13 protein-coding genes are annotated in these 14,413 nt (G+C 32.3%); 6 read left to right on the top strand and 7 right to left on the bottom strand.

Features of this window, described 5'->3' with window-relative positions; genetic code table 11:
* The first annotated feature begins 115 nt into the window (after window positions 1-115).
* Window positions 116-613, top strand: coding sequence for a hypothetical protein (locus NEF87_RS06710; protein WP_371805653.1), 498 nt, complete (start codon window positions 116-118; stop codon window positions 611-613).
* A gap of 4 nt (window positions 614-617) precedes the next feature.
* Here NEF87_RS06710 and NEF87_RS06715 read toward each other — a convergent pair whose 3' ends face one another.
* Window positions 618-1,223 carry a hypothetical protein gene (locus NEF87_RS06715; protein ID WP_371805654.1) on the bottom strand — a complete coding sequence of 202 codons (606 nt, stop codon included), beginning with the start codon at window positions 1,221-1,223 and terminating at the stop codon, window positions 618-620.
* A 77-nt stretch (window positions 1,224-1,300) separates the two neighbouring features.
* The gene (locus NEF87_RS06720) at window positions 1,301-1,945 is read right to left on the bottom strand and encodes an Lrp/AsnC family transcriptional regulator (RefSeq protein WP_371805655.1); all 645 of its coding nucleotides are present in this window, start codon (window positions 1,943-1,945) and stop codon (window positions 1,301-1,303) included.
* Between the two features lie 260 nt (window positions 1,946-2,205).
* On the opposite strand from NEF87_RS06720, the gene glnA reads away from it, so the two are divergent.
* A complete protein-coding gene (glnA, locus tag NEF87_RS06725) occupies window positions 2,206-3,567 on the top strand; it encodes a type I glutamate--ammonia ligase (protein WP_371805656.1) in 1,362 nt (453 codons plus the stop codon).
* Here the strand turns inward: glnA and NEF87_RS06730 are convergent.
* A complete protein-coding gene (locus NEF87_RS06730; protein WP_457920118.1) occupies window positions 3,513-3,893 on the bottom strand; it encodes a hypothetical protein in 381 nt (126 codons plus the stop codon). The genes glnA and NEF87_RS06730 overlap by 55 nt on opposite strands.
* Before the next feature lie 164 nt (window positions 3,894-4,057).
* On the opposite strand from NEF87_RS06730, the gene NEF87_RS06735 reads away from it, so the two are divergent.
* The 3 genes from NEF87_RS06735 (at window position 4,058) to NEF87_RS06745 (ending at window position 7,813) form a co-directional block, all read left to right on the top strand.
* On the top strand, window positions 4,058-4,417 hold the full coding sequence (locus NEF87_RS06735; protein WP_371805657.1) for a response regulator: 360 nt from the start codon (window positions 4,058-4,060) through the stop codon (window positions 4,415-4,417).
* Between the two features lie 98 nt (window positions 4,418-4,515).
* Window positions 4,516-6,033 carry a DUF1846 domain-containing protein gene (locus NEF87_RS06740; protein WP_457919171.1) on the top strand — a complete coding sequence of 506 codons (1,518 nt, stop codon included), beginning with the start codon at window positions 4,516-4,518 and terminating at the stop codon, window positions 6,031-6,033.
* A 115-nt stretch (window positions 6,034-6,148) separates the two neighbouring features.
* The gene (locus NEF87_RS06745) at window positions 6,149-7,813 is read left to right on the top strand and encodes a CTP synthase (protein WP_371805659.1); all 1,665 of its coding nucleotides are present in this window, start codon (window positions 6,149-6,151) and stop codon (window positions 7,811-7,813) included.
* Window positions 7,814-7,828: 15 nt separating this feature from the next.
* Here NEF87_RS06745 and NEF87_RS06750 read toward each other — a convergent pair whose 3' ends face one another.
* The 4 genes from NEF87_RS06750 to NEF87_RS06765 form a co-directional block, all read right to left on the bottom strand.
* Window positions 7,829-8,404 carry a DJ-1/PfpI family protein gene (locus NEF87_RS06750; protein ID WP_457919172.1) on the bottom strand — a complete coding sequence of 192 codons (576 nt, stop codon included), beginning with the start codon at window positions 8,402-8,404 and terminating at the stop codon, window positions 7,829-7,831.
* A gap of 35 nt (window positions 8,405-8,439) precedes the next feature.
* On the bottom strand, window positions 8,440-10,674 hold the full coding sequence (locus NEF87_RS06755; protein WP_457919173.1) for an ATP-binding protein: 2,235 nt from the start codon (window positions 10,672-10,674) through the stop codon (window positions 8,440-8,442).
* A 71-nt stretch (window positions 10,675-10,745) separates the two neighbouring features.
* Entirely contained in the window at window positions 10,746-11,438 is a 693-nt protein-coding gene (locus NEF87_RS06760; RefSeq protein WP_457919174.1) for a hypothetical protein, read from the bottom strand.
* 80 nt (window positions 11,439-11,518) lie between these two features.
* Window positions 11,519-12,379 carry a hypothetical protein gene (locus NEF87_RS06765; protein WP_457919175.1) on the bottom strand — a complete coding sequence of 287 codons (861 nt, stop codon included), beginning with the start codon at window positions 12,377-12,379 and terminating at the stop codon, window positions 11,519-11,521.
* Between the two features lie 117 nt (window positions 12,380-12,496).
* Between NEF87_RS06765 and NEF87_RS06770 the strand changes: the two genes are divergently transcribed.
* Window positions 12,497-14,407: an AAA family ATPase gene (locus NEF87_RS06770; RefSeq protein WP_457919176.1), complete on the top strand. Its 1,911-nt coding sequence runs from the start codon at window positions 12,497-12,499 to the stop codon at window positions 14,405-14,407.
* The last annotated feature ends 6 nt before the right edge of the window (window positions 14,408-14,413 follow it).

A 14,413-nucleotide genomic window follows, 5' to 3' on the forward strand; every position in this document is an offset into this window, starting at 1 on the left:
TTTAAAATTGCAAAAAAACGAAGATAAATTACAAAGAACATTTTGGTGAAATTGTATCGACGACCAAGAAAAAATCAAAAATCTGGAAAAGACCCTTCAAGCTTTGAATGAAGAAATGAATTTTTTGAAAGCAGATCTTGATGATGCGGATGAAGAAGTAGAACGATTAGAGGAACGTTTGTTAGAATATGAAGCCAAGGATGGAATATTTCTATCCAAAGAGAAAGTGATGATAAAAATAAAAAAAATGCTTTCCCAAAGCCTTCACAGCATTAATATAACCACTCCCTCTATAATGGATTTGGAGAAATTGGATTTATTTGAAGTTTCTTCATCCATCAGTATCAAAGCATCTTGTGAAGTCGATTTTTCCAATATCCAACACCAAGAAATTTTAGAAGATTTGGAAAACCTTGATAATATATCTATTCGATTATATTCAGATCAAGATCGATTCTGTGCATTAAGAGATGGGGAAGAATTACTTTTAGCTTCAGTTGGGGATGAATACGATCAACTTCTGTTTTTCCGCACAAGGGATGTGAAGCAAATTAAAATGTTTACTACTCTTGTAATGGAAGCGTGGGTAAAAGGGAAAAAAATCAATAAGTAACAAATTAAGAAATTTCTTTTTTTTTATGGAAAAGACGTTGAACTAATTTGGCTCGTTTTGTGTCAATATTAAAATCGATAAGATTCGCCTTTTTTAATTCATGGCAAGCACGTAAGATCATGGCCCCTCCAATACCAGATGCAGATTTCAAATGATCTACAGTCATTTCTTCAGCATCCCCATGCAATAAATAAAGAACTTTGAAATGAGGTTGACTGGCATAAATTTCTTCGAATAAAGCTCTATAGATAGATAATGTTGCACGCATGTCGTCTAGAGAGATTTCTTCACTATCACTTGCGATTTTAGTAAATTTCTCCAATTCTTCTTTCACTTGGGCATATTCTAAAAGCAATTTATGTTGTTCATTGGTTAACCCAGATATTTCTTGTTCTTGTTTATTTGTTTTTTCCTGCAAAACACGTTTCTGGGATTCAAGATATTCTTTTTGAACTTCAAGTTCGATAAAATCATCGCGTGTTGCTGATATAATTCTATTTAATCCAGATAACAATCCAGTTATATTGGATTCCGCAGAATGTAAGATATCTAATGCAGCATCTAATTTTTCAATTCGATCTTCTTTTGGACTATCTAATGGTATTTCCATCTTCTTAGATAATACTTCTCAATTAAAATATTTAAATTCTATCCAAATATGATGAAAGATTGACAAAAATGATGAAGTCAATTGCTAAAAAATTCGGAATATTTTTTATTCTGAAATGATGTTGCAGGGCAACCAAGGCATGTACCATCTTTATACATCCCACAAAACAAACAATTCATCCCACAAGGAGTGTTTTTGTTTTCTTTCTGTTCTAAACTTAATTGCGGTATCGGGATAAAGCCCGGCTTTACATTAGATATTGAATTATAAACCTTATAGCTGCGAATCTGATCATCAGATTTAATCACACTAGAAATAAAACAATTTACGTCACCGATCGACGGACAAATGATTTGGATAAGTATATTGTATTTACCTGATAATCGATCAACAAGACTAACACGAGGGCACAAGCGTGATTTTTCAATCAAGCGTCTTTCAGTTTCATAATCTTTGGTTTCAATCATAGCGTAAGCTGAAATCATTTTTAAAGCATTAATATGACAATTAGCTTGAATTTTAATCATTTTTTCTTGAAGTTTTACGAGTCTTTTTTGAACACTAACATGAGACATGGATGGTTTCTTATTTTTAACTTGGGATTCAGAAGGTTTTTTAACAAATTGTAACATTTCTGCAAGTTTGGTTAATTTTTCTCTTCCATTTTGAAATAGAAAAGCAATGAGTTCTTCATCTACTTCATCAAGTTGCTCGTTTTTCATAATTCAGTCTTACACTTTTTTATATTATTTCAAATTGTAACTGCAGTTCAATCTTAAAAAAATTTGAGATTCTTTTTTTTTGAATAATTTGGTTACAAAACGTAACTTATTTTTGATGAGTATAACAAATTGAAGTCAAAATTGATAAACAGTTATTATTTGTAGATTTTGTTAGCGGTTTTTGGGAGATTTAAGGTAATTTAAATAGGATTTTTATTTTCAAAGATATATAACACTTTTTTTAAGTGAGGTATGTATCAATGCAGTATAATCAAGATAAAAAACAAAAAATTGCGGAAATTTTAAAGTCTGTTAAAGAAAAAAAAATTAAATTTTGTTTGTTACAATTTGTAGATATTGAAGGAACGCTAAAATCTATTGGTATTAATTCCAATCGGTTAGAAGACGTCTTATATTTTGGAGAAGGTTTTGATGGATCTTCAATATCAGGATATGGTCGATTAGAAGAATCAGATATGGTAGCAGTTCCTGATCCTCAAACTTTTTCAATAATACCATGGAGAGAAAATGAACCCGATGGAAGGTTTATTTGTGATATTTATAATCCAGATGGAACCCGTTATGAAGGAGATCCGAGATATATTTTACAAAGAGCTGCAGAAAAGGCGGAAGAGATGGGTTTTCAGATGAAAGCAGCACCAGAACTTGAGTTCTTTTTACTTAAGAAAGAAAAAAATGGTTTTGGATCAGAAGTCCTAGCAACTGATTATCGTGGTTATTTTTCCGCGGATGGTTCCCATGAAGATCACTATATCCGAAGAGAAATTGCATTGATTGCAGATCAATTTCCTTTTGTCGGATGTGAAACGGTTCATCACGAAGTCGCTCAATCACAACACGAAATCTCAATTCGATACGATGATGTCCGGAAAATTGCTGATGCAACGATGACTATGAAGATGGTAGTAAAAGCAGTAGCTGCAAAGCATGGATATATTGCGACTTTTATGCCTAAACCATGGAAAGGTCATAATGGGTCTGGAATGCATGTTCACCAAAGTCTATGGGATTTAAAAGGCAATAACGTATTTTATGATGAAAATGATCCAAACGGGAAAATAAGCAACATTCTGCGATATTTCATAGGTGGTCAACTAAAACACGCTCATTCCATGACAGCAATCTTAAATTCATGGCCCAATAGTTTCAAACGATTAATTCCAGGATTTGAAGCACCCACATTAATCTCTTGGGGATTTAAAAATCGGTCAATGCTCATTCGAGTTCCAAATTTCTTCAATAAAGGAAAAGCAGCACGATGTGAAATTCGAAGTCCAGATGGTGCGGGAAATATCTATTTACAATTAGCAGCCTTGTTAAATGCGGGGTTAGATGGAATTAAATATAAAATTGATCCACCTGCACCGGTTGAAATCAACTTGTTTCATACAACAAAAGAAGAACGAGAAAAATTGGGGATCAAAGAGCTTCCTGAAAGTTTAGGTGAAGCGTTAAGTCATATGACTCATTCGACTTTTACAAGAGAAATGTTGGGTGAAATTGCATATGAAGCATTTTATGATTCCAAACGCAAAGAAAATGATCTCTACAACCAAATTGTCTCAAATTGGGAATTACTTAGATATTCTGACAAATTATAGTTTATCAATCTATATAATTGCTTTGATTTATTCCATATCTTTTTTATTTCTTTCTTTAAGCACTTTACAAGGTTTTTCTGCCGCAAAAACATCGGAGGGATGTTTCTAACCACAACAGAACCAGCGCCAATAACAAAATTATCACCTATGGAAACTCCATAACAGATGATTACACTTCCTTCAATCCAAACATTATTTCCAATATTAATTGGATGAACTGCTTCTTTCCCAGTTAATGTTTCATGTGGATCAATTGAATGTGTGGCAGCATATATTTGAACATTTGGCACCATTAACACATTTTTACCTGTAGTTACCTTATTCACATCCAAGATAATACAACTATGATTACATTATTCAAAATTTTTAATAAAATCTGGGAAATCGAGAATATCAAACAGAGCGTGATAAAAAACACAATACTGGAGATTTCTATAGAAAAATCCCTAAATCTTTTTAGGTTGAGTTATCAATTATGATTTAGGCTAAAATGAGAATCTTGTTAATTGACAATGATTTAGAATTATTAGATGAAATGAGCCAGATAATTCTAAATATGGATCCCATGCACGATATCACGATTTGCCATTCAAGTTTCGAAGCACTTCAAAAATTTCGTAAGAATAAATACGATATCGTTATCACTGAGGTTTACCTCCAAGGTGGAATTCCTGGAAATGAATTAATTGAATCAGCACCCAAAAAAAGTTTTAAAGTAGGAATGGCCGAAGTTTTGGAAAATCCTCAAATTCGCGGACCTTTTAATCGTTTCCTTCTTAAGCCTATTAAAGAAAAAGCTTTGAAGGAAACACTCGTGAATGCAAAGTATAATAAACAGTATGTAATCTAAATTTTTTAACTTAAATTCTTTTTTTTCCTTAAGCGACAAATAATTGCTTTTTTATTGAAACATGATTTAGTTTATTTTTATGTTTTGATGTGAATTTAATGCAAAAAAAAGGATTTGACAATAAGAAATACTTGGAAGAACAATCAGAAGCAATTCTTAAACGAGCGAAAAAATTTGGTAACAAACTCTATTTAGAGTTTGGAGGGAAACTATCAAATGATTTACACGCAGCAAGAGTTCTTCCTGGTTTTGATCCGAATGTTAAAATTAAATTACTCCAAAAATTAGCGGACAAATGTGAAATAATTATATGCATTTACAGTGGAGACATTGAACGTAAAAAGATCAGACAAGATTTTGGTTTGGCTTATGACACCCAAATTTTGCGAGATATTGATGATCTTCATGCATACGGATTAACAGTCCGAGGAGTAGTGATAACTCGATATAAAGATCAACCAGTTGTGGATATCTTTAAAACCAAATTACAAAGAAGAGGAATTAAAGTATTCACCCACCATCCAATTCCAGGATATCCCAATGATGTAGACATAATAACGAGCCAAAAAGGTTATGGGAAAAATGAATTTATACAAACTGAAAGACCAATTGTTGTTGTCACGGCTCCAGGAGGAGGATCAGGTAAATTAGGAACTTGTTTATCTCAAGTGTATCATGAAAATCTGAATGGGAGTCAAGCTGGTTATGCAAAATTTGAAACATTTCCAATTTGGAATCTGCCATTAAATCACCCAGTCAATATTGCATATGAAGCAAGCACAGCAGATCTTGGAGATATTAATGAAATTGATTATTTCCATTTAGAAACTTACAAAAAAACAGCAATTAATTACAATAGAGATATTGAAATCTTCCCAGTAGTTAAGAAAATTTTGGTAAAAATAATGGGAAATGACAAAGTCTATCAGTCTCCAACAGATATGGGTGTTAATCGAGCAGGATTTGCAATTATTGATGATATAATTTGCCAAGAAGCAGCAATTCAAGAAGTAATTAGGAGATATTTTAAATACTCATGTGAGTATGTAGTAGGAAACGCAAATAAAAAAACTATGAAACGCATTGAACAAATAATGCTCGGAAAACTTGATTTACACGCCCATGATCGTAAAGTGGTAACCCCAGCAAGGAATACAGCTAAATTATCAGAAGAACAACACAAAGGACATGATGGAATCTATGTAGGTGCAGCATTGGAACTTAAAGATGGAAATATAATTTGTGGGAATAATTCGTCTTTAATGCATGCTTCTTCTGCAATAATATTAAATGCCATTAAATTTTTATCAGATATCCCCATGAAAATTGATCTAATATCTAGAAATGTATTAGATTCAATTAGGAAAATGAAAATTGATATCTTGAATACAGATAAAGTAAGTCTAAATTTAGAAGAAACACTAATCGCCCTCAGCATTAGTGCAACTGCAAATCCAACTGCTGAGATTGCAATGGATTCTTTGAAACAATTACGAGGATGCGAAATGCATATGACCCACATAGCATCACCAGGAGATGAGATAGGACTAAGAAGATTAGGAATTAATTTAACGAGTGATCCTCAATTTGCAAGCAAAAATCTATTTGTTAGTTGAAAATAACATATCATTATTAATAATAAATTGACAAAAGCTCTTCTAAGGAAGTTTATTTGTCATAAAAATTCTTCTTAACAATGAAATTTTTTTGCGATGGTGCGTACATAGTTACATGCCCAAGTTTGTTTTCGTAACTGGCGGAGTAATGAGCGGAATTGGAAAAGGTGTCACCACAGCATCCATTGGGAAGTTGTGTCAATTTCGTGGTTTTAAAGTATCTGCCTTGAAGATAGATCCTTATTTAAATGTAGATCCCGGAACTTTAAACCCTGTTGAACATGGAGAATGTTTTATCACTGATCAAGTGTGGAAATATAATCCAATTGGAGATACTACGAATAATCCATTTACATCAACCAAAATTGCAGAATTAGACCAAGATTTTGGAACTTATGAACGATTTTTAGGTGATCCAATTCATCCAAGCCACAATATCACTTCTGGTCAAATATATTTTGAAACAATTTTAAAAGAACGTAAAGGTGATTATTTAGGAAAAACAGTACAAATTATTCCCCATTGTACTAATATGATTAAAGAAAGAATACAAAATATTGCGAAAGATGAAAATTTGGATGTTTTGATTATAGAATGTGGAGGAACTGTAGGAGATGTGGAATCAGTCATATTTTTAGAAGCGTTTCGTCAACTTCGTTTAGAACTCCCTGAAGAAGATACTGCATTAGTTCATGTAACGCTAGTACCCTATTCAAAGGCCGTTGGAGAATTAAAAAGTAAACCAACTCAACATTCAGTTAAAGAGCTACAAAGTGCTGGTTTACAACCTGATTTCTTAATCTGTCGATCTGAAATTAATATGTACGAGGCAATCAAAGCAAAAATTTCTTTGTTTTCAAATGTTAAAAAAGAACATGTTATTGCAAACCCTGACTTAAAAAGTATTTATCAACTGCCGTTAATTTTTGAGCAACAAGGATTTGGAGATCTCCTCGGAGAAAATTTAGACCTTAAGACAAGATTAGTTGAAAATAATACTTATTCAGAATGGGTTGAGATGACCAATTTATTTGTGAATAAATATACAAAAACTTTGAGAATAGCAATGCCAGGTAAATACGTGGACAATAAAGATTCGTACGTATCAATTAATCATGCCCTTGCCCATTCTTGTGCTCACGAAAAAGTTAATTTGGAAATAGTTTTTGTTGATACCGAAAAAGATAATTTCGATGATGATTTGAATTCTTGCGATGGGATTTTGTTAACTCCGGGTTTCGGGACGCGAGGAGTTGAAGGAATGATTCACTCGGCAGAATTTGCAATGGATAACAAAATTCCTTATTTGGGAATTTGTTTTGGAGCCCAGCTATTTTATGTTGCATTTATGCGATCCAGAATGGGAATTGAAAGTGCCCAGTCAACAGAAATTGATCCAAATGCAATTGAACCTGTTGTTTCTATGATGGATGAACAACAAAAAATAGTGAACATTGGCGGAACTATGCGATTGGGAGGTCATTCAATAATCATTGATAAAGATACCAAATTGTATGAAGCCTATCAACAAACAAAAATTACAGAAAGATTTCGACATCGATATCATATTAATGAAAAATATGCGACAGCTGAGGCAAAAAACAAAGGGATTCGTATTTCAGCATATGATGAAACAAGAAAAATTGTGAATGCAATAGAACTAACAGGAGATCATTGGATGGTTGGAGTACAATGCCATCCCGAATACACTTCTCGCCCCTTTAAGCCTTCACCAATTTATCATGCTTTTATAAAAGCAATTTTAAAAAATAAAGCATAAGTGTTATCATTTTTTTTATTTTATATTCTTCACCCATTTTAGAGTATCTGTTGCATCCTCTTCTTTTTCAAAGAAATTTATCAATTTTCCCACTTCAATGGCAAAATCCGTAAAAGCTTGACCTTGAGCAGTCAAAATATTACCGTCTCGAATGAGATCTACTTCTTCAAATAGCGTATTTTTAAAAAAAACTTTTTCATCTTCTTGAATACTTCCAGTGCATTTTTTTCCATCTAATATACCAGAATTAGCTAAAAAGGTGGGACCACCACAAATAGCTGCAATTTTTTTCTTTTTTTGATTGAGTGTAGTCAAAATATGATTTAGTGCTTTCACATATTCTCTTTGTTCAGGATCTTTAATCAATAACTTCGGTTCTCCTCCAGGAATAATAAAAAGATCACAAAGATCAGGATTTAATTCCGACAACAATTTATCGGCTTTAACTTTAAGCTTGGTTTCACTTTCAAATTCAAGTTTATTGAAGCCGAAATAAACCAAATTTTCTCTTTTGAGTAAAAGCGTGGCAAGAACAATTTCAAAATCCGCAAAACGATCATAAAGTAATACATAAATATTACGTTTTTCCATAAATATCAGAAAAATAGTTTATTTTTCAAGTTTTTTTATTTCATGAGTGATTTCAATTGATCAATAGTTGTATTGGGATCATATCCATCAAATTCAAATATCTTTGCAGAAGAGTATTTGATAAAATTGTTTTCAATTCGTTGAACAGATAATTGATCAACCCCCAAAAAGCGAGTTGCGAAAGATTTCTTAGGTTTCATAATCACTAATTGATATCCTCGATTTCCAATTTTTTTGGCTATTTTTTCAAGTTCATCAGCAATCTGTGTAAAATCTGCACGACTTGAAGCATTTAAAGCAGGTTTTTCCAAGGAAATATTTGCTCCTAAATCACTTAGTATTAATATAATCGGGATAGAAAGTCCTTTAATTTGTTCTTGCCGAATTAAAGTTGTAGCTATATTCAGCGCAGATGCAAGTGGAGTGTACGATGTCGCTTTAAGATTGTTTAGCCTTTTCATCCCCACTGAAAATGAAACAGATGGTCGTTGAAGGATGCGAGCTTCTTTTCCTTGAAATGAAATTACACTAATTTTATCTTTCTTTGTATAACCCTCAGCATGAACACTTTGAATCACTTTTATCGTTTGTTTTAAAATCCGACGCATGGATGCACTTGCATCTACAATAAAATAGAGTGAAAGAGGAGCATGCAGTTCATTTACCTTTTCTAGAATGTATTCATATTTCAAATTCACGGCCAAATTTGAAGGATTGGGCAAATTTGAAGAATAAACAGCATCTCTAACTTTTTGCATTGAAGAAGGATACGAAATGAAGTGATTTTTAATAGTAGCATTGAAAGCTATGGAATTTGGATGTTTTTTTGGCTTTTGAGCAAAAACGTATCGCCCTCCGCTCCGAGTTAAAATTTTTAATCTAGAACCTCTCCCATTGAATTTCACTATCCTTCTATTTTTTTTTATCAAACTTAAAATAGGAGAAACATCGATATTTAGAGGTCTTTCAACAATATAGGTGGGGATTTCATTTAAGTCACTCAGTTCAATTTTTTTAAATGAGTTGAGATCTCCAACTTTAAGTCCGTTTGAAAATTTTTCTTCCAAATTCAAATTAGAATATTGATCTTTAGAATTTCGATCACCACTTTGCAATTCCGGAAGATCTTTGCTTCTATGCTCCAAAGGATTTTCACGAAATTCTCCACCAACTTTCATTGAAGATTTGTAGATGGAAGATTTTTCTGAAAAATCGGATTTTTTGTCATTTTGTGAAAATTCAGGAAATGAAGTGATATTTTGCCAAATTTTTTCAAAGGTTGATTCTAGAAGAAGATTTGTTTCAACATCATTTTTTGATGATAATTTACCCTGCAAGGTTAAATGCATTCCTTTTTTCAGGTGATTTTTAGTAATATGAAGATTTCCATGATATGCTGCAATAGCCCGACTAACTTTTAATAAAGTAAATTCGACACGAGGTGATAATTGCGGAAATGAAGACACAAGTTTTGAAACAAAAAAATGGTCTCTTTTTAGGAATTGGATATCTTTCAATAAATTTTGGGCATATAAAATTCTCTTACGAAGTGAGTTTTGAGAGAGCTTGTATTTTTCAATAAATTTTTTAGGATTATCATCAAATTCTATTGCATTATGTGTGATTTGAGATCTAATTGAGACATCATTTGGAGCTTTAATATCTACAATCAATCCAAAACGATCTAAGATCTGAGGGCGTAGAATTCCTTCTTCTGGATTCATAGAACCTATAAAAATAAAATCAGATTTATGAGATAAAGATAAGCTTTCTCTTTCAATATAATTAATCTTGGAACTAACAACATCCAAGAGAAGATCGAGAAGATTATCAGGTAACAAATTAATCTCATCGATATATAATACACCTCGATGAGCTTTAGCTAGGAGACCCGGTTGGACTCTAATTTTACCTTTTGCAATTAAATTTTCTAAGTCAACAGAACCAACCATCATATCACTAGTTGCTCCGAGAGGGATAGTTATAAATTCTCTTTTCTTTGTCATTCTAATTAAGTTATTAGAATTTTCTTGACAGAAAAAACAATAATTTTCATTATCTTCTGGATCACAGTGAAATGGACAATATTGATTCACATCAATATTTGATAGAAGGGGTCTTAGAGAACGTGCAACAATGCTCTTTCCAGTTCCTTGTTGACCAATCAAAAGAACTCCGCCAATATGTGGATCAATCATATTTAAAATCAATGCCAATTTCATCCGATTTTGGCCTAAAAAGGCAGAGAAGGGAAAAGAAATTCTATTCACTATAAGTGAATTAATTGAAAATAATATATGAAAATTTCTCAAAAATAGAATAAAAAAGAGATTGATAAATCTCAATCAAATTTCTTGATAGTAACAGAATTGGCACAATAAAACATATCGGTAATCCCAATATTACTGGAACTAGGAGGTACGATAGGATTGGCAGGTTGTTGAACATTCCAAGGCAAAGGATCTTCCCCTTTCTTTGTGATATTCAAAATTTTGATATAATAGCGAATTGCAGTATTATAATAAGGTGAACTCGGTTTACCATAGCTTTGTGTTTTTAACCCTGTATTATCATCAATTCCATCACCATTATCATCAATATTGGCTTCTAAGACAAAACGCTTGGTTTGTCCTTGTTCCATCCCCACCATCGCCCCATAAAACCCATATGGTTCGGCAGATGTAGAAATAGTTGGATACACTTCACCACCCATAGCAGGGGTGATTTCGTTGTTTTCATCATCGTGGTATTCATCCCAGTCGACTAAGCCATCACCATTGGTATCAACCCACATTTTGAATTCAAGAATCGCACTATCTCCATATTCTATAACACGAGTTTCTTCTTCTCCCCCGTTTGCTGGATTGAGATTGTCAATATTAATTACGAGAATTACAACAGCAACCACTATTATAACAAACCCAATTCCCATAAAAATAAGTCTTGGATTTATACTATTTGCAGATAAATTTTGCTTCTTGACGTATTGTTGTTTACGAGCATTATGTTTAGGATTTTTTGAAGGAATGTTCATTCACTCCGGATTTTTTATTCAAGTTTTTAACTCTATGAAGAAATATTTAAAAGTAATTAAAAAATTTTTTAGCACGTTTTTTATATATAGAGATTGTTTTCTGAATTCTTAAACGTATCCTTCTCCACTGTTGATTTCAGCTGCATTTGTAATTTCGGACTGATATTTTTCATAAAATAGTCAATAGCAAAAACTATACTAAAATAATTGAGTTTAAATGTTTCAAAATCCGCAGAAATTGGTACATCTGCTTGTGCCCAGATACTTTTATTTTCTGGATCCAGCGAATAAACAACACTGTTTAAAATAAAATTTCCTTTAAGGATTTCAGCATAGAGATGCGTAGTTGAATTACTGGATAGTTTATCAATTTCGAATATGGATGTTTTAATCAGAATCCACTCTGGACTTAAAACAATATGACTTAGAAATGTGAAATCTTCATAATCAAAGGGAACTGCAATGATAAGCTTCTTCCGATCAATCTTAAGATCCACGATTCCTATATCCTCAAGGTAACAAACAACCAAGTCGAGATTTTCTTCCATTTTTTCCCGTTCTTCATCAGTCAACAATTTTTGAAGGTTTTCATCTAAAGGAGTTAAAGGAAGATCGAGTGTATTGGAGGAAACTATATCTGTATCTTCAAGTTCAGAAATTTTCTTTTTTGAAGGTTTTTTGGATGTTTTCTTTTGAATTTTATCTCCATTCTTAGTGGATTTTTTGGATTTCTTTGTAGATTTCTTAGAAGTTTTTTTTGAAGCTTTTTTTGAAGCTTTTTTTTTGGATTTTTTAGAGGATTCTGCATTAGATGTCTTAGATAAATTATTTTTTGCCTCTGAAGTTTTCTTCTTTGTCTTCTTCGTTTTTTTGGTTTTATTCGCAGTATTCTCAGAATCCTCCTGAGATGATTTAATTTCCTTTGTTTTTTTTTTCCCCATATATCAAATACCAATTTTTTTTTTATTAGTTAATATTTTTAATTTAACAACCGAACTTTAAAAGAATTCGATTCAATGTAAATTAGAGATATTAAGATCAAACAAGTGTCAGATAAAGTGTCAGAAAAATCATCCTACTTTCAAGAAAAAGTCTGGTATATTATGAATTCGATTCAAGCAAACCAACTTTTTGTCCACTCTTCTAATTTGGAGATTTTGGTCCCCCAAATAAAAATAAACAAAAAAAGTAAAACCAACCCCACCAAATCGATCCAAAAATCAAAGAAATTAATTGCAAAGCAATTACCGGAAATATTAACTATTTGTATCTTGAATGCGCTATCCCCAAATTCTGCAATGTTACTTGTAGGAGGGCATGGAGGAGGAAAAACATCAATAGTAAAATATCTTGGACGGATGTTTACGGGAATGAGCCTTGCAGAAGCAGAAGAATGTATTTTACGGGGGCATCCTCAACTCACAGAAGAAAAAATAATTGCAACTTTAAATATCAAGAAATTAATGAAGGAAGGAGAAGAAGAAGTTATTTGGCGACGTTTTTCTTCAAATTTTTGGAAAATCATTGACGAAGTGAATCGATGTTCCCCCTATACTCAAAATATCCTTCTTTCACTTTTAGCGGAAGGTAAAATTAAGTATTATGATTCGGTGCTTAATATTTCAAAATATTGTGTTTATGCGACATTGAATCCAAATGATGTGGGCACATTTGAAATGGCTGCACCATTTCTTGACCGTTTTGGAATATCGGTTCCAATTTCAATGCCAAAATCTCAGGATTTGGCAATTATTCTTAGTAGTCATGATGAAAAATTGGGAGGATATGACGAATTGATTCAAGTACCCCAAGTATTAACGGTGGAACAATTATTGAACATCTGGTACGAGGTAGAAAATATCTCTTGTTCTCAAGAAGCATTAGATTTCATTCATGCAATCATTAGAGAATTTACATTATGTGAAAGAATTGATAAAGGAAACTCAGACTATCTAAAACCTTCGACAGGCTTATGTGCCGGATGCCATTATAATATACCAAACAAAATCCCTTGCTGTAATTCCGATTCAATTTTATCGGTTCGAGTAGCAAAAGATCTTCTTCGTTACTCAAAAGCACTATCGTGGCTATTAAATCAACCAGAAATTTCAATAAACACAATCATAACGCTTGCACCATACGTAATTAGCCATCGAGTCACATATATTGAACGATTAATAAATACAAGTCCATATTGGGGGAATAAATACAAGTATACCCAAAAAATGCTTGAAATTATTCAAAAACGATTTTTAGTTCGCAAAAAAGCATATCAGATAATTCAAAATTTGCAAGCAGGTACAAGTTCAGATGAGGAAATGAATACAATTAAAATGATGGCTAAATCTGACCTAATTATAATCCAAGATCTACTTCCTCTGGCACAAAGTTTATTTACCAAACCTTATCAAGAAAAAGTCCAAATTATGGAAAAAGCGCATCAACTAAAGGATATTAACACAATTTCCCAAATTAGAAGAGAATTGTTAAGAGATATAGATTTTCCAAATCGAGGCGCATTAATTTCTCGGTTAAATGGGATTTTAAGAGAATTGACACTTCGGAATTACAATTGTTCTATGGAATTATGGAATTCTATCCGATTTACAATTGATGGACTGTTACCAGATTTTTCTCAAAAATTACGAGAAACAACTAAGCAAAGAGGAACATATAGACTAAAGAATGAAGATTTGGAATTAGAAATTAATGTTACAGGAATTCAAAAGACTGATATCGTAAATTTTAGTTTTTTTGGCGGAGAAACTGCCACGATTTTAAAAGAACGGATTCAAGAAAACCATAAAAATTCATTTAAGAAAATGGAAGAATTGATTGAAGAAGCGGAAAATAGTCAAAAAGATCTTGAAAATAAATATATTGCTGAAAATCCTTCAAAAATTTCGGAACCACCATCCAAATCAGAATCCACGGATGATCTATTTGATGAAGAGTTTTTTCAGTTGTAGAGGATG

It is taken from the genome of Candidatus Lokiarchaeum ossiferum (assembly GCA_025839675.1).
In the GTDB taxonomy this organism is placed as follows: Archaea; Asgardarchaeota; Lokiarchaeia; order Sigyniarchaeales; family Promethearchaeaceae; genus Lokiarchaeum; species Lokiarchaeum ossiferum.